The sequence below is a fragment of the Arthrobacter sp. Y3223065 genome, assembly GCF_059090885.1.
Genome location: NZ_JBNHGC010000005.1, coordinates 186,620 through 207,669, shown reverse-complemented (window position 1 = coordinate 207,669; position 21,050 = coordinate 186,620). Strand labels below are relative to the sequence as shown.

General features: G+C 65.1%; 19 protein-coding genes and 1 tRNA gene. 8 read left to right on the top strand and 12 right to left on the bottom strand.

All coding sequences use genetic code 11. From position 1 onward, the window contains the following. Positions 1 to 12 precede the first annotated feature (12 nt). The 6 genes from AC5RUK_RS14300 to AC5RUK_RS14275 form a co-directional block, all read right to left on the bottom strand. Positions 13 to 927 carry an alpha/beta hydrolase gene (locus tag AC5RUK_RS14300; protein ID WP_494152578.1) on the bottom strand — a complete coding sequence of 305 codons (915 nt, stop codon included), beginning with the start codon at positions 925 to 927 and terminating at the stop codon, positions 13 to 15. A 23-nt stretch (positions 928 to 950) separates the two neighbouring features. After that, positions 951 to 2,003 carry a cation diffusion facilitator family transporter gene (locus AC5RUK_RS14295; RefSeq protein WP_494152577.1) on the bottom strand — a complete coding sequence of 351 codons (1,053 nt, stop codon included), beginning with the start codon at positions 2,001 to 2,003 and terminating at the stop codon, positions 951 to 953. Continuing rightward, positions 2,000 to 2,365 carry an ArsR/SmtB family transcription factor gene (locus tag AC5RUK_RS14290; protein ID WP_494107272.1) on the bottom strand — a complete coding sequence of 122 codons (366 nt, stop codon included), beginning with the start codon at positions 2,363 to 2,365 and terminating at the stop codon, positions 2,000 to 2,002. Before AC5RUK_RS14290 ends, AC5RUK_RS14295 begins: the two co-directional genes overlap by 4 nt. Before the next feature lie 57 nt (positions 2,366 to 2,422). Then, a complete protein-coding gene (locus AC5RUK_RS14285) occupies positions 2,423 to 3,094 on the bottom strand; it encodes a DUF305 domain-containing protein (RefSeq protein ID WP_494152576.1) in 672 nt (223 codons plus the stop codon). 54 nt (positions 3,095 to 3,148) lie between these two features. Then, on the bottom strand, positions 3,149 to 5,326 hold the full coding sequence (locus tag AC5RUK_RS14280) for a heavy metal translocating P-type ATPase (protein ID WP_494152575.1): 2,178 nt from the start codon (positions 5,324 to 5,326) through the stop codon (positions 3,149 to 3,151). A gap of 66 nt (positions 5,327 to 5,392) precedes the next feature. Continuing rightward, the gene (locus tag AC5RUK_RS14275; protein ID WP_494107269.1) at positions 5,393 to 5,743 is read right to left on the bottom strand and encodes a heavy-metal-associated domain-containing protein; all 351 of its coding nucleotides are present in this window, start codon (positions 5,741 to 5,743) and stop codon (positions 5,393 to 5,395) included. Positions 5,744 to 6,038: 295 nt separating this feature from the next. On the opposite strand from AC5RUK_RS14275, the gene AC5RUK_RS14270 reads away from it, so the two are divergent. Then, positions 6,039 to 6,461: a four-helix bundle copper-binding protein gene (locus AC5RUK_RS14270; protein WP_494152574.1), complete on the top strand. Its 423-nt coding sequence runs from the start codon at positions 6,039 to 6,041 to the stop codon at positions 6,459 to 6,461. A gap of 83 nt (positions 6,462 to 6,544) precedes the next feature. Here AC5RUK_RS14270 and AC5RUK_RS14265 read toward each other — a convergent pair whose 3' ends face one another. Continuing rightward, entirely contained in the window at positions 6,545 to 8,047 is a 1,503-nt protein-coding gene (locus tag AC5RUK_RS14265) for a hypothetical protein (RefSeq protein WP_494152573.1), read from the bottom strand. A 444-nt stretch (positions 8,048 to 8,491) separates the two neighbouring features. Between AC5RUK_RS14265 and AC5RUK_RS14260 the strand changes: the two genes are divergently transcribed. Next, positions 8,492 to 9,403, top strand: a complete 912-nt coding sequence (locus AC5RUK_RS14260; protein WP_494107266.1) for a DUF1963 domain-containing protein — start codon at positions 8,492 to 8,494, stop codon at positions 9,401 to 9,403. A 182-nt stretch (positions 9,404 to 9,585) separates the two neighbouring features. On the opposite strand, the gene AC5RUK_RS14255 is transcribed toward AC5RUK_RS14260, so the two are convergent. Further along, positions 9,586 to 9,658: transfer RNA gene (locus AC5RUK_RS14255), tRNA-Ala, on the bottom strand. A gap of 195 nt (positions 9,659 to 9,853) precedes the next feature. Beyond that, positions 9,854 to 10,228, bottom strand: a complete 375-nt coding sequence (locus tag AC5RUK_RS14250) for a VOC family protein (RefSeq protein WP_493989858.1) — start codon at positions 10,226 to 10,228, stop codon at positions 9,854 to 9,856. Between the two features lie 344 nt (positions 10,229 to 10,572). Between AC5RUK_RS14250 and AC5RUK_RS14245 the strand changes: the two genes are divergently transcribed. Both AC5RUK_RS14245 and AC5RUK_RS14240 read left to right on the top strand, forming a co-directional pair. Continuing rightward, positions 10,573 to 11,718 carry a thermonuclease family protein gene (locus tag AC5RUK_RS14245; protein WP_494152572.1) on the top strand — a complete coding sequence of 382 codons (1,146 nt, stop codon included), beginning with the start codon at positions 10,573 to 10,575 and terminating at the stop codon, positions 11,716 to 11,718. Between the two features lie 275 nt (positions 11,719 to 11,993). Next, positions 11,994 to 12,455 carry an Lrp/AsnC family transcriptional regulator gene (locus tag AC5RUK_RS14240; protein ID WP_493989860.1) on the top strand — a complete coding sequence of 154 codons (462 nt, stop codon included), beginning with the start codon at positions 11,994 to 11,996 and terminating at the stop codon, positions 12,453 to 12,455. Between the two features lie 77 nt (positions 12,456 to 12,532). On the opposite strand, the gene AC5RUK_RS14235 is transcribed toward AC5RUK_RS14240, so the two are convergent. Then, on the bottom strand, positions 12,533 to 13,030 hold the full coding sequence (locus tag AC5RUK_RS14235) for a DUF456 domain-containing protein (RefSeq protein ID WP_494152571.1): 498 nt from the start codon (positions 13,028 to 13,030) through the stop codon (positions 12,533 to 12,535). 253 nt (positions 13,031 to 13,283) lie between these two features. Here AC5RUK_RS14235 and AC5RUK_RS14230 point away from each other — a divergent pair, with 253 nt between their 5' ends. The 3 genes from AC5RUK_RS14230 to AC5RUK_RS14220 all read left to right on the top strand — a co-directional run bounded on the left by AC5RUK_RS14230 (position 13,284) and on the right by AC5RUK_RS14220 (position 18,459). After that, on the top strand, positions 13,284 to 15,014 hold the full coding sequence (locus AC5RUK_RS14230) for a calcineurin-like phosphoesterase C-terminal domain-containing protein (protein WP_494152662.1): 1,731 nt from the start codon (positions 13,284 to 13,286) through the stop codon (positions 15,012 to 15,014). Positions 15,015 to 15,466: 452 nt separating this feature from the next. Beyond that, entirely contained in the window at positions 15,467 to 17,152 is a 1,686-nt protein-coding gene (locus tag AC5RUK_RS14225; protein ID WP_493989862.1) for an alkaline phosphatase D family protein, read from the top strand. Beyond that, entirely contained in the window at positions 17,149 to 18,459 is a 1,311-nt protein-coding gene (locus AC5RUK_RS14220; RefSeq protein WP_494152570.1) for an alkaline phosphatase family protein, read from the top strand. The genes AC5RUK_RS14225 and AC5RUK_RS14220 overlap by 4 nt, the downstream gene beginning before the upstream one ends. A 66-nt stretch (positions 18,460 to 18,525) precedes the next feature. On the opposite strand, the gene AC5RUK_RS14215 is transcribed toward AC5RUK_RS14220, so the two are convergent. Next, the gene (locus AC5RUK_RS14215; protein ID WP_493989864.1) at positions 18,526 to 18,969 is read right to left on the bottom strand and encodes an iron chaperone; all 444 of its coding nucleotides are present in this window, start codon (positions 18,967 to 18,969) and stop codon (positions 18,526 to 18,528) included. 176 nt (positions 18,970 to 19,145) lie between these two features. On the opposite strand from AC5RUK_RS14215, the gene AC5RUK_RS14210 reads away from it, so the two are divergent. After that, positions 19,146 to 19,595: a hypothetical protein gene (locus AC5RUK_RS14210; RefSeq protein WP_493989865.1), complete on the top strand. Its 450-nt coding sequence runs from the start codon at positions 19,146 to 19,148 to the stop codon at positions 19,593 to 19,595. Between the two features lie 58 nt (positions 19,596 to 19,653). Here the strand turns inward: AC5RUK_RS14210 and AC5RUK_RS14205 are convergent, their stop codons facing one another. After that, a complete protein-coding gene (locus AC5RUK_RS14205) occupies positions 19,654 to 20,925 on the bottom strand; it encodes an MFS transporter (RefSeq protein WP_494107262.1) in 1,272 nt (423 codons plus the stop codon). Positions 20,926 to 21,050 lie beyond the last annotated feature (125 nt).

Genomic DNA, 21,050 nt, shown 5'->3' with positions numbered 1-21,050 from the left:
CCGGGGTGTGGGTCAGGCCTTAGCCAGGGATTCGACTTCCATGCGGACGACGTCGAGGAATTTCTGGAAGCCCGGTTCTTCCACTGGAAAATGTCCGCATCCCTCGAGCTCAACCAGTCGATGGTTTCCGGCAAGCCGGCTCAGGTACCGGCTACTGATCCCCGTGGGGGTCCACCGATCCTCACCCGGATGGACCAGCAGGACCGGCGGTCCGCCATACGACTCGGGCGGCACGGCGGGGCCGGCCTCCAGGAACGACCGGAACCAACTCAACGGCATCGAACCTCCCCCGCCGCGCGAATCGCGCAGGACTTGGGCGGATAGTTCCGGGTCGTTGGAAATCTTCCGCATCGGGGCGACCCACCGCAGCGGAAGGGGTATCCGCTGAACCGGCCCGCTGATGAACCTGAGAGACGACGCCGCCAGCCGGGCTATCCACGGGGCACGCACGATGACCGCTCGAACGTCAGGGTCGGTGGCGTCGAGCAGGCACGTCACGATGACCCGGTCACCCCTGCCGCTCAAAGCGGCCGCATCCAGCGCCAGCATGCCGCCCATACTGGCGCCCAGGAGCAGTAGCGGCCGCTGGTCAGCGATGCGCGCCGCGAGGTCCGCCAGAAGCCGCTGCCAATCCTGGTACCAAATGCGCGCGCTTCCGCGGGGACGCGTACGCCCATAGCCTGGAAGGTCAACGAGCGTTACGAGGGCTCCAAGGCGCGACAGATGTGCGGCAAAGGGCCACATGGCCGCAGCGTTCCCTCCCCCGCCGTGCACCAGAAGCATCCGCACCGGAGCTTCGAGGGAGCCGACGTGTTCAACGTGTACGTCCCACCCGCGCCAGGTCCAGGTTTCTGCGAGGCGCCCGACCGACGGGTCGATAGGACGCACGTAGGGCTCGTACCTGCGGTCAGCCGATGTGAACCTCACGCCCTGATCCTTCCCGACGCCGCTCATTTACGGCTGCGCGCTAAACCCGGGCCCGGACGGAGGGCTTCAGCGGGTGTAGGGGTCAGGGACAGGTAGTCGATTCCGGGCAGCGCCTCGCGTAGTCCGGCAACCAGGCGTCGCCGGAGATAGTTGTAACCGTCGACGGTCATGGCCGGGTCCACCAGAAGCGTGGCGGAGACATTGAGCCGATGGCCGTTCCAGCGAAGCCGCACCTCCGACAGTCCCTTGACTTCGCTCTCAGCCAGCAGGATCTGTTCGGCACGATCGACGAGTTCAGGTTCCACGCCGTCCAGCAGGCGGCGGCCGATGTCCCGGGCGGTGCCCCAGAGCAGGACAATGATCGCAGCGGTGATGACCAGGCCAACGATGGGGTCGGCCAGCGGGAAACCAAGCCAGACCCCAATCACGCCCAAAACCACGGCCAGGGAGGTGAACCCGTCCGTGCGGGCGTGGATGCCGTCGGCAACCAGGGCCGCCGAGCCGATGCTCCGCCCGACCCTGATCCGGTAGATCGCCACCAACTCGTTGCCCGCAAAACCGACGAGTCCTGCCGCGAGGACCCAGCCCAGGTTCTGCAGGGGCTGCGGGTTCAGCAGCCGGTCGATGGACTGCCAGCCGGCGCCCAGGGCCGAAAGCGCGATCATGGCCACGATGAACAGACCGGCAAGGTCCTCGGCCCGCCCGAAGCCAAACGTATAGCGGCGGGTGGGCTGCCGCGTCCCCAGGATGAAGGCGATCCATAGCGGGATGGCGGTCAGCGCATCGGAAAAATTATGAATCGTATCGGCCAGCAGGGCGACCGAGCCGCTGATGACCACGACCACCAGCTGCAGCACTGCTGTGGCGCCGAGCCCTGCCAGGCTCAGCTTTACCGCGCGGATGCCCTTTGCACTGGATTCCAGTGCATCGTCGATGGAGTCGGCGGTGTCGTGGCTGTGCGGGACAAAAAGCCCGTGGAGGAACCCTTTCAGCCCCGTCGGATGATCGTGGTCGTGACCGTGCTCGTCCCCGGCCTCCCCGGTTGCAGAGTGTCCGGCCTGCGGATGCACGGTCATGATGCCTGCGCCCGGGGGTTGCTGTGGTGTGCCGGAAGACCGCCCAGGGAATGCTCGGCTTGAAAGACGGCGTCGGCAACCAGCTGCCGGGCATGTTCGTTCTCCAGCCGATAGTACACCTTGGTGCCCTCCTGCCGCGTCGCCACGATGCGTCCCAGCCGCAGTTTCGCCAGATGCTGCGAGACCGCGGCCGGCGACTTTCCCACCGTCTCAGCCAGTTCGTTCACCGGCAGCTCGGTATCCCGCAGAGCCAGGATGATGCGCACGCGTGTGGCGTCTGCCAGCATCGCAAAGACCTCAACGGCTAGCTCAACATAATGGCTGTCCACCTCGAGGCTGCAACCCTTCTTATCTGCATTCATACGCAGATAATTGCACACGCCGGCCGGGGCGGCAATGGTTTCCAGGCGGGAGAGCGGTTAGAGGCTGGCAAGCAGGTCCTGCATTTCCTGGATCTCGCCTTTCTGGTCCTCGATGATGGTCTGTGCCAGTTCCGTGGCCCGCGGGTTGGAACCCTGTTCGACTTCCTGCCCGGCCATCTTCACGGCACCCTCATGGTGGGCGATCATCTGGGTCAGAAACAACCTGGCTGCCTCGAGACCCTGCGCGGACTCCAGCCGCGCCAGATCCTCCTCGGACATCATTCCCTCCATGGCACCCATGCCGGCCTCCCCGGGTTCCGCACCGTGCATGTCGTGGCCTTCCATGCCGCCGGCCCCGGCGGTTTCCGAGGGCATCCCGGCCTGTTCTCCCCAGGCTTCAAGCATGGCCGTCATTCGGTCGATTTCCGGGCCCTGTGCTTCCTTGATACGGATCGCCAGCTCGCTGATCCGCGCGTCCAGGCCCTCCTTGGAGAGCATGATGTCGCTCATCTCCACGGCCTGCCGATGATGCGGGATCATCATCTGCGCGAACATCGTGTCGGCGTCGTTGTGCTCGGTGCCGGTTTCCGCGCCGGTCTGAGGCGCTGCCCCAGTGGTCGCGGCGGTAGGCACAGGGGCGGTCTGGCTGCCGGGGTCTCCGGTTGCACAGCCGGCGAGCGCGAGGACGGCGGCGAGGGCGGCAGCGGACAGGATCGGGTTTTGCTTCATGATTTAGTTCCTTCGAAATAGCTTTTTGCTCGTGCAGCTGTGGCCTCGCGCGTGCTACTGGATGCGTTCCGGGTCCAGGTCAATCCGCCGCAACAGCTGGGCGTTGAGGGCGACCACGATGGTTGAAACGGACATCAGGATCGCCGCGACAGCCGGGGAGATCGCGACGCCGGCGAAGGCCAGCACACCGGCGGCCAGCGGCACGGCGATGACGTTGTAGCCGGTGGCCCAGATCAGGTTCTGGATCATCTTGCGGTAGCTGGCCCGGGACAGGTCAATCATCGACAGCACCGACCGGGGATCGTTTCCCGCCAAGACGACGCCGGCAGATTCCATCGCGACGTCGGTGCCGGCTCCGATGGCGATGCCGACTTCGGAGCGGGCCAGGGCAGGTGAGTCGTTGACGCCGTCTCCGACCATTGCCACTTTCAGGCCGCGTTGCTGCAGTTCGGTGACCTTCTTGTCCTTGTCCTGCGGCAGGACCTCGGCGAATACCTCGTCGATGCCCAGGTCGCGGCCCACGGTGTTGGCGACCTGGCGGGCGTCGCCGGTGATCATGGCGACCTTAAGCCCACGCTCCTGCAATGCCCTGACCGCCGCCCGAGACTCGGAACGGACCTTGTCTTCCAGGGCCAGCGCCCCGATAATCTTTCCGTCGCGCACCACGTGCAGCACGCCGGCGCCCCGATCCATCCAGGCCGAGGTTTCGTGGGCCAGGTCCCCGGCCTCCGTAAGTTTCGACTCGCGGAGCATGTTTGGTCCGCCCACGGAGACGTCGGCGCCGTTCACCATGGCGCGCACGCCCCGGCCGGTGCTGGACGTGAAATCGCGGCCGGTCAGACCCAGTCGGGCCGCCTCAGGGTGCCCGGCGGCGGCGCGCACGATGGCGCGGGCCACGGGGTGTTCACTGTCGGATTCGGCGGCGGCCGCCAAAGCCAGCAACTCACCTTCAGTCACGCCCTCCACAGGGGCGACGGCGGTAACCGCGTGTTCGCCTTCGGTCAGCGTGCCGGTCTTGTCGAACAGGACGACATCGATGGTGCCCATCCGCTCCAGCGCGATGCGGTTCTTGATCAGCACGCCGGAGCGCGCGGCCCGTTCGGTGGAGATTGCGATGACCAGCGGAATGGCCAGGCCCAGCGCATGCGGGCAGGCGATGACCAGGACGGTCACGGTGCGGACGACGGCCTCACCGGGACTTCCGAGCAGCAGCCATGCCCCGAAGGTGATGATGCCGGCCAGCAGCGCAAAGTAGAACAGCAGGGCCGCAGCCCGGTCCGCCAGGGCCTGTGCCCGGGACGACGATGCCTGGGCCTCGGCCACGAGGCGCTGGATGCCGGCCAGCGCCGTGTCGGAGCCGACGGCAGTGATCTGCACTCGCACCGAGTTGTCCGTGGCGACCGTACCGGCGACCACCGTATCGCCGGTCGCCCGGCCGACGGCTTTGGATTCGCCGGTGATCATCGATTCATCGAACTCGGCCGCGCCGTCGATGATCTGCCCGTCCGCCGGCACGCGGGCACCGGAGCGCACCAGCACGATATCGCCGGTGGCCAGCGAACCGACCGGCACGGTTCGGACACTTCCATCGCTGTTGACCACGTCCGCTTCATCCGGCAGCAGGGCAGCCAGTGCATCGAGCGCGCCCTGCGCGGAACCCAGCGCCCGCATCTCCATCCAGTGGCCCAACAGCATGATCACGATCAGCAGCGCCAGTTCCCACCAGAAGTCCAGATGGAACCCGCCGATGCCAAGGGTCGTGATCCAGGAGGCGGCGAAGGCGACGGTGATGGCCATCCCGATCAGCAGCATCATGCCCGGCTGCCGGGACCGCAGTTCCTTCACCGCGCCCTTCAGGAAGGGGGTGCCGCCATAGAAGAAAATGATGGTGCCAAGTACCGGCGGGATCCACGCCGCCCCGGGGAACTCCGGGACGGCATACCCCAGGAGCATGGCAAACATCGGGCTGAAGAACACCACCGGGACCGAAAGGACCAGGGAGAGCCAGAACTTGTTCTTGAACATCGCCGTGCTGTGCCCGGCATGCTGGCCGTGCGTATGGACTGCGTGTTCCTCGTCCACCGCCGAATGTGCGTGCCCGTCCGGCATGGCCTGCCCGTGCGTTTCGTGGTCGGCCATCATCGGGCCCGGGCCCTGATGGCGGTGCTCCGGGCCAAGGCCTTGGGTGTGCTGGCCGGAATTGTCGAGGTGCTGCGAATGCTCACTTTTCATGGCTCTTCTTTCGCGGGCGCCCCTACCTTTGGAGGCGGGGCGGCCCTTCGCGGGAAACCCTGATCTTCAGGAGGCAATAAGTTCATAGCCGGCGTCGGCGATGGCCGACCGGACGGCGGAGTCGCTGACCGGCGATACGGCCAGAAGGGTGACGGTGGAAATGCCGCCGGGAACGAGGGCGACCTGCACGTCGCTCACGCCGTCGAGAGCGCCCAGCGCGTCCGTGACGCTGGAGGCGCAGTGTCCGCAGGTCATTCCTGCAACCCGGTACTCTGCCTGAACGGCCGGCAACATCGACGAAGCCTTCGGCTCGCGGCGCTCGGTTCGTTCTCCGGAGGCGCCGGTCGGGGCGCAGCACGTGCACCCTTGTGCGGACTTGGCGGTCAGGGACAGTTCCCGGTCAAGGGACTCGGCCATAATATTCTCCTCACATCATTGGTGCTGGCTGCGGGAAGTGGGAACGCCAGACCATGTGGAATGACGCTCCGCCGCCGAAGCCGGTGAGGACCTTCACTGCGTTGAAGCCCTGGCGGGCCCGCGACGCTTGTTTCCGGTGATTCCGAAGTTATACCCCCGGGGGGTATAAGTCAAGGGGGATGGCAGGAGCTAGGGTTCGCTTTTGCGGCTGTGGCCACAATTCCAGCGTAAGGGCTACGGTTCATAAGAAGCGGTTGGCGGCCGTCATCCCGCAACCGGACGACAGGAGCAGATCATGACCCACATCAGCTCGATGCTGGATACCTACCCCAAGGACCTCGGCGGCGTGGACCGCCAGAAGCTGGCGGAGTGCATTGCCGCCTGCTTCGAATGCGCGCAGACGTGCACCGCGTGCGCCGACGCGTGCCTCTCAGAGGACATGGTTGCCGACCTCACCAAGTGCATCCGCACCAATCTGGACTGCGCCGACATCTGCGCAGCCACCGGCCGTGTCCTCTCGCGCCATACCGGCTACGACGCCAATATCACCAAAGCACTTCTGGAGGCCTGCCGGACTGCCTGCAAGGCCTGCGCCGACGAATGCGGGCAGCATGCGGAGATGCACGAACACTGCAAGGTCTGCGCGGAGGCTTGCCGCCGCTGTGAACGCGCCTGCGACGAACTCCTAGCCTCGCTGGGACGCGACGCCTCCGATTAAGCAGGCACCACTTTCCGCATATCCTTCACCGGCGGCGACCGCACCCTTCCCGCCACGGGCCCAAGGCCCCGGGACCTGCCCTACTACGAGCCGATTTTCAGGCCGTTCCAGCCGCCGAGACCGACGGTAATGCGCTTCTGGATTTTCTTCGAGGAGACCGGGTAGAAGTGCAGGTTTCCCTTCTTGTCGCGGGCAAGGATGCCGGACTGGCCAGCCGCCACATGATCCTCGGCAGTGGACAGGTGCGTCATCGCGTTCCAACCGGACTTGGCGATCACCTTCCGGGTCTCGCTGATGAGCTGGCCTTTGCCATTGGAGCGGTAGAGCTTCAGCTGCCCGGCCGCGGTGCGGGCGACCAGGTCCATCTTCTTGTCCGCGTCGAAGTCCAAGGCCATCACGTCCATGCTCTTCCAGTTGCCGGAGCTAAGCAGCTTCCGCTGCTCGGGCTTTGTGCCGGCCGGGTTCGCGTAGGAGTACAGCTTGCCGTTACGGTTCTTGGCGATGATGCCCGGGTGTTTGTCGGCGGTCCTCCACTTGGTGACGATGATGGTGTTGTGCTGCCATCCGCTCGCGCCCAAGGTGGAGCGTTTGAAGCCGCCGTTCTTCTGCCCGTAGTCGACGGTGAGCCGGCCGTCCTGCCAGTTGGCGATCAGGTCCTGGATGCCGTCGGCGTTCCAGTCTGCAATCTCCACGGCTCGCGACGCTCCCCATCCGGCGGAAACGTAGGAGCGCTTGTTCAGGTCCCTCCCCTTGGCGGACGGGTATATGTAGAGCTTGCCCGCGGAGTCCACGGCTGCGACATCGCCGGACTTGGCCTGGGCTGGCGCGACCGCGGCCGGCATGGCCTTCAGGTCGTTGGCGATTAGCTTCGGCATGTCATAGGTGTAGTGCGTGACACCCGGGAGGATGGTTATCTTCGTGTTGGTGAATCCAAGGCTTTTGTATTTTTTCTCCGCGCTCTTGGCTGTGCCCAGGGCTGACCAGTTCTTCAGGCTGGTGCCGCCGCGTCCGTCGCGGCTGCCGCAGATCCAGTGCAGCTTCATCTTCTTCACTGCCGCGGGAGCAGCGGTCTCCATGCCCGTGTATCCGCCGCCGCCGACGATGGTGGCCCCGCCGCCCTTTATCCACTCCTGGCGGTCTGCGAGGAGCTCATAGGTGATGAACTCGGCTCCGCCGGAGTAGCCGTGAAACCAGATACGGCGGGCGTCCAGCGTGTATTTGGCGATCAGCGTTCCGGCCAGCGCCCGAAAGTAGTCACCGTTGCGGTCGGCATCCTCCCACCACGTGATGCCGCCCTTCTTGTCCGGGGTGATGACGGGAACCATGATCATGTTCTTCTTGGCTGCCTCGGCCGCCATCTTCTTCATGATGGACCCGTTGGGATGGTGGACGTAGGACTGTGCCGGATAGGAGTAGTCGCCGTGGAAGACAAATAGGACGCCGACCGGCTTCTTCGTGTCGATGCCGTTGGCGTAGACGTGGTATTTGCTGCTGACACCGTTGGGAGCGGTGTAGGTCTGGTAGGTCGCGCTGCCCGGTGCCGCGGCCTGGGCCGGTGTGCTGACAACCAGAGCTGATGCGAGCATAGTCGTTCCGAGGATTGCTGCCAGGAGCGCGCGGATGAGGGCCTTCATCGAACTGGATCCGTTCATAGTGCTGCCGCACTGCGCGAATGCGGGCACGGGTGCTAAGGGATGCAATCGGACGTGAGGGCGCATGCGTAAGCAATCGCGGGAAAAACGCGCCAGTCCCGGCCCGCTAAACCGCCTTGGCCGGACGTCCCGGAGGAGATGCTCCTCTGAGGGCTCATCCTGGTCCTTGGGCGCGGCGCGGCGAGCAGGCAGAGGCTCGGTGCCTTCCAAGAAACAGCCATCACCGGCCCTACGGCGGCGGCTCGCGCGCCGATGGGCGCAGCGGCGCCACCGTAGCTCCTACCCCGCTGCAGCTTGGGCATTCGACCGGGCAATAATGTAATCCGGACAGGAGCCACAGAAGCTCGCCCCGGCAACGGAAGGAAACAGGCCCGACCCATGGCCGCGAAGAAGAAGTTCCCCGCCGCGCCGATCCACGGCCCCTACGGGCAGATGGAGAAGTGGCTGAAGGCCGCCGGCGCGGCTGCGCTGCTCGGGGAGGCAGCATACTCGCCGGTGCTCAGCGAGCAGTCGTTCGAGCCCGGGGAGGCCGAGCTGCGCGAGCTATGGCCCGAGGGGGTTTGGATCAGCTGGCTCGGCGGACCCGCCGTCGCTCCGCTGCCGGTTTGGCCGCGCCGGGCCGACGGCAAGGCGCTGGCCCATGTGGCCGCCATCCATCTCGGCGACGTGGACGCGACCGTGGATGCCGAAGGCAAGGCGGCCTGGCCCGCCGGGCAGCTGCGCGAGGGACTGCCGGCCGAAGGCATCCTGGAAATCTTCCACGACCTGGAATCCTCCGGCTACCAGCCAGAGGATCAGGCCGCGGGCTCCTGGCTGGTGCGGTGGGTCCGTGACCCCGACCGAGCAGGACTGGTCGACGCACCCCACGACCTGGACCTGCCCTCCCGGGTATGCCAGGTTGTGATTCCGCTTCCGGGTTTCACCTTGCCCGCCGCCGCGGACGCCGTGTCCACCGGCGGGGACCGGTTCGACACGCTTGAAGCCCTCGAGCTCACCCTGCAGCGCGGCTGGCGGGAACAACGCACGGGCTCAGCAAAGGGCAGCCCGGTCCCCTTCAGCCACGTTTATGGCCACAGCCACCACGGCCTCATCAACGCCGTGGAGGGGATCCTGCCGGGGGTTCTGCCCTTGGACCCCGGCGACGAATACCGTCTGGTCCTGGATCTGGAGTCATGGAGCGCGCTGGAGGGATGGTTCGGGGACGCCGGGAACCTCGAAGTATGGATGCGCGGGTCGGACCTGGCCAAGCGGGCCTTCGACCGCGCCTGGTGCCTCATCCGCATCGATTAGCCGGGCGTACCGGCCGGAGGCCAGTTCGCCTTCACGGAGCGCACCACCCCGGACCTTAACCTGCCGGCCGCACCGTCCCTCTTCTTAGAAGAGGCGTTCGACCGCGACTTCGGCAAAGCCCTTCCGTTGAACTCAGCAGGCTGCCTGCACGGAGCGTCGGACGCAAGAATCCTTGCGAACAGTGGAGCTTAGGGGAATCGAACCCCTGACCTTTTCATTGCGAACGAAACGCTCTACCAACTGAGCTAAAGCCCCGGATGCGCGTGTTCACGCGCGCAATCACACGTGTGTAAGGGTAGCGCATCTACCCTTGTGTGCACCAAATGATCTCCGGGCTTTTCGAAGGCCTATTCCTCAAGTAATTCCAACAGCCGTTCGTGATCCCACATGCAGCCCGGCTTCGCGGAGTTCACCAGCCTCCTCGGATGGTGGCGTCCGGGCGACCTCCGACTACTTCTCCTGCAAGACCGACAGCACGTTCCCGGACGGATCTTTGAACCATGCGATGTAGGGGCCTTCGTCGCGAAAGATGCCATTTTCGTCCTGGGCAAAACCCTCATAGCGCTCGAAGCGCACTCCCTGCGAGGCCAGTCCGGTCACGGCTGTATCGATGTCATCGACTTGAAAGTTGAGGATTGTGAAGCTCGCCGGAACGGCGTCGGGCTGTTCGTAGACAAGGGTGTCGCGGCCGCCGGCGAGATGCAGCCACATCAGCCCGTACTCCTCGGACGTTCTCAGTCCAAGAGTTTCGCCGTAGAAGCGTTGCGCCGCCCGCAGATCACGAACAGCGATGCCGCTGTATGCCTTGCTGTTGGTGAGCTTCATCGCAACCCCTCCAGGGTGGACCCAAGCGTCAATGTGCAGGGCCTGCCTTCAACATGTCCTGCCGCCAGCTCTTGCCCGGTGGTGATCTTCTGTCACAGCGAAAGATCCTGCTCAACAGTGTTGCAGGCCCGAGGAGCCTGGGGAAGACGTCAGCCCACTCGAGCCCCGACAGTCGATGCCTACCTGGGGTTGAAACGTTACGGATGACTGCGAGCCCTGCGTCGATGGGGCCGAGGTATGGGGGAAAATGAATACTCTTCGTTTTAATAAGCTCAAGTAAGAATTTGTTTGGGGGATCAATGGTCACACCTTTGGGCGCAGCCCTTTCAAGCGCATGGCTAGGCATGACGAGCACAATCGTCGGGAAAACTGCCATCGCTGCCATCGCCGCTGCCGGGATAGCAGCTGGAAGCCTCGCCGTCGTTGGAACCGTGAATCAGAATCAGGGCTCGGTCGTACGGATTATTGACGGCGATACGCTTGTCATCAACTACAACTTCCGGGATGAAACGGTACGACTGCTAAACGTCGATACTCCGGAGACCAAGGATCCCAACCAGCCGGTTGAATGTTTGGGACACGAGGCAACACAGAATCTTGAAGAGCTCGCTCCGCCCGGCACGAAGGTCCGCCTCGACTTCGACGTCGAGCGCCACGACCGGTATGGCCGCACATTGGCCGCAGTATTCGTCGGCGACTCACTTTTGAATGCAGATATTGCCAGACTTGGCTTAGGGCACGCCGTCTACTACGAGCCCAACCGGAAGTATCTGCGCCAGGTGCAAGAGGCTCAATCCGAAGCAGCGGGATCAGGGCAGGGCATGTATGACCCGTCCATCGGCTGCACCATTCCCGGACAAGTCCACGAGGCAATCGAACAAGTAGCGGCAACAGCCGCAGGCAATCCGGGCGATACTTCGTCCGCGACAGGGGAGGTTGTAACTGCCTTGGCCGCAACCATAGCGGCCGCAAAGTCTATTGACTCCATGCTTCACGCTGCCTCTCACACGGCAGATACTGTGCTGTGGGCGGCTCTATCGAGTGCTGATCGGAAGCAACTCAGCAGCCAGTTGTCGGACGCCATAAAGTCCGGCGAGGCGAAACATCAACAACTGTCAGTCAAACGCGACAGGCTCAAAGCTGCCGAGGACAAGGCAGCCGCTGAGAAGAAAGCGGCCGAGGAAAAGCGGAAGGCGGATGCGAAGGCCAAGGCGGAGCGGATCGCCGCTGAAAAGAAGGCGGCCAAGGAACGCGCTAAAGCGGAGCGGGTAGCGGCCGAGCAAGCGGCAGCACAGGCCGCTGCCGCAGCTGAGGCGGCCCGACAGTCCGAAATCATTAGGCAGGCGCAAATTGCTGAAGCAGAACGGCAGTGGCGTCAACAACAGCAACAGGCCCCTGCTCCCGCACCTCCGGCTTCCAACCCCTACCCTGGCTACACCGGCCCCCGATGCTATGCACCCGGTGGCCAATCGTGGACGCCCTGCCCCTAGGCCTTTTTAGAAAAACAGCAAGACCCCTGGCGATCCGGCATCCGGACTGGCAGGGGTCTTCAGCTGTGTGAACAACAAGGTCGGGCTTTGCGGGCCCGCAGACACTGCTCCGGCTTCGTGAGCCTGAACGGTGCACCTTAACGGGCTGGCAGCTTGTGGCTTCACCCGATCTGATAAGTATCAGAGCACTATGCCTACAATCCGTGCAAGCGCTCCGCTTACAATTGATCAGACTGTTCAAGCAGTAGTGCGGCACTCGACAGGAAGTGGTCATTTTGCAGCAACTTGATGCGACGGACCGGCGGATCCTGCTGGCGCTGGATGAGGACCCGCGGATCCCCGTGATGATGTTGGCCCAGAGGCTGGGTTTGGCCCGCGGCACCGTCCACTCGCGGCTCGAGCGCTTGGCTGCCTCTGGTTGCCTGCGCACACACTCCGCACGGGTGCTGCCGGAAGCCTTGAACCGCGGGGTGATGGCCATGGTGAGTGCGGAACTGGACCAGAGTAAGCTCAACGACGCGGTGGAAGCGCTCAGGAAGATTCCGGAAGTGCTGGAATGCCACGCCCCGGCGGGCGATACGGACTTGCTGATCCGGGTGGTGGCCAGCAGCCCGGACGATCTGTATCGGGTGAGCGAGGAGATCCGCTTCTGTCCTGGCATCACCCGCACCTCCACGCAGATGTTCCTGCGCGAGGTCATCCCCTACCGCACCACGGGCCTGTTAAAGCAGGACTGATCCGCCCAGAGCCAATGCCGGCCGCCACACTGGTCTCCCGAACCGGTGGCAAGAATCGCCGATGCCGGGAAAACCGCCTAGAAGAAGAATTGCGCCAGCACGCCGACCACCCAGACGGCGCCGGCGGCGAACGCGCAGCCGAGCTCCACCAGCATCCCCAGGCCCACGGCCTTGAGCGCCGCCCAGCTGGCCCCGACCGCCTGGCCGAAGTCCCGCCGTCGTGCGTATTCGCTGAGCAGAAGCCCTGCGGCAAATCCGATGAACAGCCCGACGACGGGAATCACGAACATTCCGACCACACCGACCAGCACACCCGCCAGGATTGACCAGTTGCGCACCTGCCGCTGTTTCAGCCGGCGCCCGGTGAGCACCAGGCTGGCCAGCATGCCGGCGGCCACGAACACCATGCCGATCGCGAAGACCACCCAGCCCAGGGTGTTCTGCAGGACGATGGCCCAGACCAGCAGGCTGATGCCGATGGTGATGGTGCCGGGCAGGACGGGGACGACGATGCCGGCAATGCCGACAGCGATGAGCAGACCGCAGAAAACGGTCGCGAGTATCTGGGCTTCCACCCACTCAGCCTACTGGGATGCCTCCCGGCCGGGTGGGAGGGGTGTGTCACCAGAACGTGGCGCGCACCTCGTTTCCCCTTCGGTCCCCGTTCATTCGCACGGGCAACAGTGGAGCAGTCGGCCACCATAACGGCCGGCTATCACTCAACCGGAGGTTCAATTCGTGCACGCGTCCCCAACTCCGAAATCAGCCTGGTTGTCCCGACCTTTGCGCCTGACCGGCGGCGCTCTGGCCCTGCTGGCCGCCGGCGCCATGCTCGGCCCCGCAGCCACCGCGGCTCCCACCCCAGTCGACACCGATTGGGCCGCCTCGGCCTACCGTGGAGGCATCGACGTCGTTGATGCTCCGGATGCCGACCAGCAGACCCTCGACGGTTCCGTCTTTGATGACAAGAACAAGAACTCAAAGCAGGACGTCAACGAGCCGGGCCTGCGTGGTGTCACCGTCTCCAACGGCCGCGACGTCGTCACCACGGACAGCCATGGCCGCTACGAACTGCCGGCGTTCGACAACATGACCGTCTTCGTCACCCAGCCCCGCGGCTACCAGGTGCCGGTGGACGAAGATAACGTCGCCCAGTTCTTCTACCACCACCTGCCGGAGGGATCACCCGAATTGAAGTTCGGCGGCATCGCCCCGACCGGGGCGCTGCCTGACAAGGTGAACTTCCCGCTGGCCAAGAGCAAACTCACCCAGTCCCCGGAGCAACACTGCGCAATCGGCGCCGACGTCCAGACCTACAACCAAAAAGAGGTGGAGTTCGCGCACAACGGCGCCTTCGCCGACCTGGCCGCCCGCTCCGACTATGCCGGCTGCGGCGCGCTCTTCATCGGCGACATTGTCGGCGATGACCTGTCCCTCTTCGGGCAGACCCGGGAACTGACCGCTCAGCTCAACGGTCCGGCCCGCTTTCTGCCCGGCAACCACGACCTCGACTTCGACGCCCTCGACGGCGGGCACGAGTTCGACACTTACCGCAGCCAGTTCGGCCCGGAATACTTCTCGTACGACGCCGGCAAGGCCCACATCGTCGCCCTGAGCAACATCGAATATCCGACGGCGATCCCCGCGAAGAAGAGCAATTACACGTACGCACTGGGCGAGCGCCAGCTCGAGTGGCTCCGCGCGGACATCGCGAAGGTGCCCAAGGACCGGGTGATCGTGTTGGCCGGCCACAGCCCGCTGCTCGAGTTCTACTACAGCGACTCTCACACCACGAAGCAGCTGCAGGCGATTTACGGGATACTCGAGGGCCGCGAAGTCGTTTCCTTGGGCGGGCACACCCACATGTCGGAGAACCTGCGGGAAGGCGACCTCATGGCCGGCTGGCGCGACGAGGTCGGCGACGCGGGCCTGCCGTTCACCCACCTGACTGTCCCGGCAGTGTCCGGCCAGTGGTACAACGGCCGGGTGCTCGAGGAGGGCTTCCCCACCGCCATCCAGCGTGACGGGACCCCTCCCGGCGTCCTGACCCTGGACATCAAGAACACGGAGGTCCGCGAGCGTTTCACGGCCACCGGCGACGATGGCTCCGACCAGATGGCGCTGGGCATCAACTCCCCCGCCTACCGTGCCTGGTTCGACGAATACAAGAACCAGCGAGGCAAAGCCCCGTCCCCGGAGAACCCGAACGCGGTGGCACAGGGCGAACTCGGTGAGACCTGGCTGACCACCAACTTCTGGATGGGCTCCACCGGCTCCACCGTGAAGGTATCCATTGATGGCGGCGAGACCGCCGAGGCCGCGCGTACCCAGTCGATGACCGCCGACGACGTCCCGCTGATTGGTGCCGAGTACACCGATCCGACCGCCGCCATCGAGCAGTTGGTGCACGGAGGCGGCTTACACGACCGCAGCTCCCACTTGTGGCGACTCGAGCTGCCGGCCGGCCTGGCCGTCGGCGAGCACACGGCCACGGTCACCGCGACCGACGTGCACGGCCGCGAGTTCACCGAGACCATCACCTTTGAGGTCGTCAAGTAACCCTGCCTGATATCCGACGGCGGGTGGTTGCGTTACGCAGCCACCCGCCGTCGCTGGTTTCACCTCAGGGGAAGAAGTTGTTGCCGTTCTTGATTAAATCCGTGTCTGGTGCTGTCCGATGTCCAGTTTCAGGGGAACCGCATTCAAAGGTTGTAGTTCTCTCCGCGCTCTTCTACGAGCCCAAGGAGGAGCATGAAGAGGCCGCGGCATAACCTCTCAGCGCTTCCGCCCTTCGATGCCCTGATCGGTGAAGGACTTTTGTTCCCGCACACCCGACGACCGCTTCGGCTGCCGGTCCCCTACCGCCTTCCAGAGCGCTGGACCTCCGAGGGCCTGGGCACAGGGGCCACGCCCATGCACCGGTAAAGGACCACGGAAGGTTGGGCGAAAATCCGGTGAACAGCCCTCGGATCCGGGCTTTTGCTACCCGGCGATAGGGTTGAATACGGTGAGTGACATCCGACCGCTCCTTTACTCCATCCCAGTCCGCGACGACGGCTCTGCCCCGGCGTCAATTACTTCGATCAGCCGGAATTCTTGCCGCTGCTGCCTCGGTTCCGGGTTTCCTGACCGCCCCGCTGCCCGCGCACGGCGCGACGGGCTTCTTCCGGCACGGCCTTGCCTCGGGGGATCCCTACCCGGATTCGGTGCTGTTGTGGACGCGCCTGACTCCGGAGGAAGACGCGACGCCCGGTTCGGGACGTGGTGGCGATGCCCGTATCCGCTGGGAAGTAGCAGCCGATTCAAATTTCAAGCAGGTGGTGTCGCGCGGTTGGACGGAGACGGGCGCCTGGCGGGACCACACGGTCAAGGTGGTGGCCGCCGGGCTGCTACCGGGCACGGCGTACTGGTATCGGTTCAGGTTCGGTAAGGACTATTCGCCGGTGGGCCGGACACGCACTGCTCCGGCATCCGGCGCGGCCGTGGACCGGCTCCGGATGGGCGTGGTGTCGTGCGCCAATTACCAGGCCGGCTACTTCGCTGCTTACCGACACCTGGCCGACCGCGGCGATCTGGACCTGGTGCTCCATCTGGGCGACTACCTCTATGAGTACGCACCGGGCGAGTATCAGGCGCGTGACGTCCTCGTGCGTCCGCACGACCCCGCCGTGGAGATGACCACGTTGGAGCATTACCGCCGGCGCCATGCCCAGTACAAAACCGACCCGGAACTGCAGGCGTTGCATGCTGCGGCACCGTTCGTGGTGACTTGGGACGACCATGAATCCGCCAACGATGCCTGGTCCGACGGCGCAGAAAACCACACCGAGGGGGCTGAAGGAACCTGGTCCAAGCGCTCGGGCCACGCCAGGCAGGCCTACGCGGAATGGATGCCGGTCCGCTACGAACCCGGTGGACAGTTGTACCGCAGGCTGGAGTTCGGCTCACTGGCGAGCCTGTCGATGCTGGACCTGCGCTCTTACCGGAGCAAGCAGGCCGACAGCCAGTTGGACTCGGCGGTCGACGATCCGAACCGCACCATCACGGGCGATGAGCAGATGGACTGGCTGTTGGCCGGGCTCGGCAACGATTCCCCGCAGTGGAAGTTGGTGGGGAACCCGGTCATGATTACTCCGGTCCGCTTCCCGTCGACCCTGAACACGCAGGAACTGCATGCGCTGAGCGAATTGCTGGGGGACCGCAATATCGACGGGGTTCCCTACAACGTGGACCAGTGGGACGGCTATGTCGCCGACCGAAACAAAGTCCTCACGCACCTGCGCGACAACGCCGTGACAGACACCGTCTTCCTGACCGGTGATATTCATTCGGGTTGGGCCTGTGACCTGCCGGCCGACCCGCTGACCTACCCGCTCAACGGCCGCTCCGTGGGCACGGAACTTGTGTGCACGTCCGTCACCAGCGACAACCTGGACGATATCCTCCGCGTTCCGGAACGCACCGCCTCGCTGACGGTCGAGTCGGCCGTGAAGCTGCTGAACCCGCACGTCAAGTACCTGGATTTCGACTCGCACGGCTTCTCAGTGCTCGAGGTGACTCCGGCCGAGGTCCGAATGGACTGGTATCGGCTGGCGGAACGGACCGACGCCGCGTCGCCCGCGTACCTAACGGCGTCTTGGGCAGTCGCTGCCGGTACGCAAAGAGTCCGCCGCGCAGCGAAAGGTATTCTTGGATGAGCCCGACTGAGACGAGCGGCGGCACAGCCCGCCGAAGTTTCCTAAAGTTTGCCACTGCCTCAGGCGCCGCCGTCGTACTTTCAGCTGTCCCGGGTGCCGGATGGGCCGCGCCCGGCAGGAACGGGAAGGGCAAGGCCGCTCGGGAAGTGTCGACGCCCAAGGTCTACGTGCTGGTGGTCGACGGCTGCAGGCCGGACGAGGTCACAACGGCTCTCACACCGAACCTGGCGGCACTACGCGATGCCGGTACCAACTTTCCAGCGGCCCGCTCCCTGCCAATCATGGAGACCCTCCCCAACCACGTCATGATGATGACAGGCCTGCGCCCCGACCGCACCGGAGTCCCGGCCAACTCCGTCTACGACCCGGCGGAGGGCGCGGTTCGCACACTCAACCGGCCCACGGATCTGCGGGCGGTGACCGTGCTGGAGCGGCTAAATGCAGCCGGCTTCACCACCGGAACGGTGCTCAGCAAGGAATACCTGTACGGGATCTTCGGGGAGCGGGCCACCTACCGATGGGAGCCTGCGCCGATTGTCCCCGTCTCGGGCCACGCGCCGGACGCCTACACAGTGGACGCCCTGATCGGCATGGTGGACTCAGCCGACCCCGACCTGGTCTTCACCAACCTCGGCGACGTCGACCGGATGGGCCACTCGGACCTGACAGGTACTACCCTGCAAGCAGCGCGGCATGCTGCGCTGGCGTCGACGGACCTGCACGTGGGTCGCTTCATCGAACATTTGAAGGCCCGGAGGACTTGGCAATCCAGCGTGGTGATCGTGTTGGCCGACCACTCAATGGACTGGTCGTTGCCGACCAACGTGATTAGCATCGACAATTCCCTGTGGCTGTATCCGGAACTCCGCCGAAACCTGCAGATTGCCCAGAACGGCGGGGCGGACCTGCTGTACTGGACGGGGGATGCGGCAAGCCGGGACGAGGCGGTAGCGCGGCTCGCCATGGTGGTAGCCGCCCATCCCGGGGTGCTCTCAGTGCATCGGCCGGCAGAACTGCGGCTGGGCCCGGAAGCGGGCGATCTGGTGGTCTATTGCCGAGCCGGATGGCGCTTCTCCGACCCCTATGTCTTGTCCAACCCGATTCCCGGCAACCACGGGCATCCCGCGACGGAACCGATCCCCTTCTTCATTGGCGGCGGCAGCGATCTGGTGCTGCCCGGAGTGTCGTCGGAACCGGCGCGGACCGTCGATGTCGCGCCAACAGTTGCAGCCCTCTTCGGTTTGGACGAACCGAAGGGCGGCTACGACGGAAGGCAGCGGACCGCATCCTTGTCGCTGGCCCGCTGAGCCCCGGTCCCGGCTCGCTGAATCGGCCACCCGCCGTCGCTGGTTTCCGCTGATCGGGGAGGGCGCTTAGGCTATCGCGGCCTTGACGAGCGCCTCGACCTTCTCCTCCACCGCGGGAGTCCACTCCACTATTGCGAACGAGACAGGCCACATCGGCCCGTCGTCGAGCGTGGCCGTGTCGTTGAATCCGAAGGTGGCGTAGCGGGCCTGGAACTTGGCTGCGCCCTGAAAGAAGCAGACGACCTTGCCGTCCGTGTTGGCGTACGCCGGCATTCCGTACCAGGTCTTGGGCAGAAGCTCCGGCGCGTTCGCGGTGACGAGTGCGTGAATGCGTTCGGCGAGGACGCGGTCGGCGTCGGGCATCTCGGCGATCGCGTTGAGCACGGCGCGCTCGTTGTCGGCCTTCTTCTGACCGCTGCGGCCCTGTGCCTTCAGCTCCTGGGCCCGCTCCTTCATGGCGGCACGCTCGGCCTCCGAGAAGCCGCCCGCATCAGACTTCTTAGTGGTCATCTCGATCTCCCTTGTACGAATCACGACCGACAGTAGCAGCCACGCGGGGTGCGGGCTTCTCGAATCCTGCTCGGTTCGTGAAAAAACGTAGCCGTCGGCGGGCAATCTGATATACGGTGCAGCGATACCTCGCGGCTACAGGGCGGGGGCTATTTACCGGAAGGCGCGGGGACATCATGGACGACGCACAGGGCCGGCAGGACCTGACCCGGCAAATCGACCAGCGCCGTGATGACATCAGGGCTTTTCTTCGCCGCGCCCGTCCCAAACGCAACCGCCTGACCAATGTCAGCATCGTCGGGAGCTCGGTCGTCGCCGCGTTGACGGCGGGCCCTGGCTTCGGCCAGAACAATTTCAACTCGGCCGTGGCGGGCACTTTTTCGCTATCCAGCACGTCGGTCGTCTGGCAGGTCATCTGCATCCTGGCGTCGATCCTCTCCCTTGCCGCAGCGATTGCGTCCGGCCTTGCCAACTCACGCAACAGTGCGGAGCAGATCTCAACGGCCGAGTCCGCCAGCGCGCAACTCGACGGGCTGCTGACTGCCCTGAAGTACGGCCAGCTGCCGGTGGGCGATGCTGCGCGGCTCTATCAGGAGTACAGCTCGAAAGCAGCCTTCATCGACTAGCCGTTGCGGCGTCCCGCCCGCCGGCCCTGCTCTACGCGGGCTTGGAACCGAGCTGTTGCTACCGCACGCCCTTGATCTTGACTACGAAGACCGCGCCGAGCAGGCCGATCACGGCGGACAGCACGAACAGTGCCGTGTAACCGCCGAGGTAGAGCACGGTGGGGGCGGCGATCAACGGGGCGATGACCTGCGGCGACGAGGCCGCGATATTGATGACGCCCATGTCCTTGCCCCGGTCGGCGGCGCTCGGCAGCACTTCCGTGAGCAGGGCGAAGTCGACGGCCAGGAACATGCCGAAGCCCGCGCCGAGGACCATTGCCGCCCCGACCACGGCCGGCCACGCGGGCGTGATCGCCACGATGACCGAGGCCGTTGCGATGGTGACCGAGGACGCGATAACAAACGGCTTGCGGCGCCCCACCCGGTCGCTGAGCGGTCCGCCCACTACCGCCATCACCACCACCATGGCCGCATAGACGCCGGTCAGCAGCAGCACGCCGGCGGCGGGGTCCGGATGCCCCACGGCGTCCTGGAGGAAGAAGAACAGGTAGAGGGTGAAGATGTTGTTGCCCAGATTGACCAGGAACCGGGTCAGCCACGCCCAGCCGAAGTCGGGGTGCTTGGCGGGGGAGATCCAGAAGCCCTTGAGGAAGCTGGGCCAGGCGAAGGGCGGGCGGTCGGCCTTCCGCAAAGGGGTGTCACGGCCCGCAATCACGAAAGGGATGATGCTGGCCAGCAGGAACACGGCACAGTAGATGTAACCGAGGACGAAGCCGCCGGCCAGATTGGCCAGCACCGCACCCATCACAATGCCCAGTGTCTGCCCGATGGCCGCCAGACCGCCGATTTGGCCCCGCTGCCGCCGCGGCACGCGGTCCGGGATGCTGGCCGTCACGGCTGCGTAGGCGCCATTGCACCCTGCCTGCACCAGGCACCAGGCGATCACCATCACCGCGATGTTGGGGGCGCCGGAAAGCAGCAGCAGCGCGGCGAACCCCAGGATGCCGCCGGCCAGGGCCCACGGCACACGTCGTCCGAACCGTGAGGTGGTGCGGTCGCTCAGCGCCCCGAAGACCGGATTGGCGACCAGGGACACGGCGGCGCCGAAACCCGTGGCCATCGCCAGTACGGCTTCCTTGTTCACCGCATCGAACGCCTGCGACTGCTGGGCCAGCAGCACCTGCAAGGGGCCGAAGAACGCCGCGTTGATGCCAAGGTTGGTCAGCACGACGGCGGTGACCCAGCCGGCCCGGACCTTGGTGGTGGGTTCCCGGAACGCCGCGGGAACGTCGAGCGCCGGCACGGGCTCGCGCGGTTCCTGGACGGACATGGCGACAACCCTCCTCACCGACGGCGCGGCATGGCCGCGGTCCCCTGTTGTTGCAACAGCGTACAGCCGCCGCCGCGCAGGCCGGTAAGACCATGCACCCGCTGCCGGCGGTATCGCCGAACGGC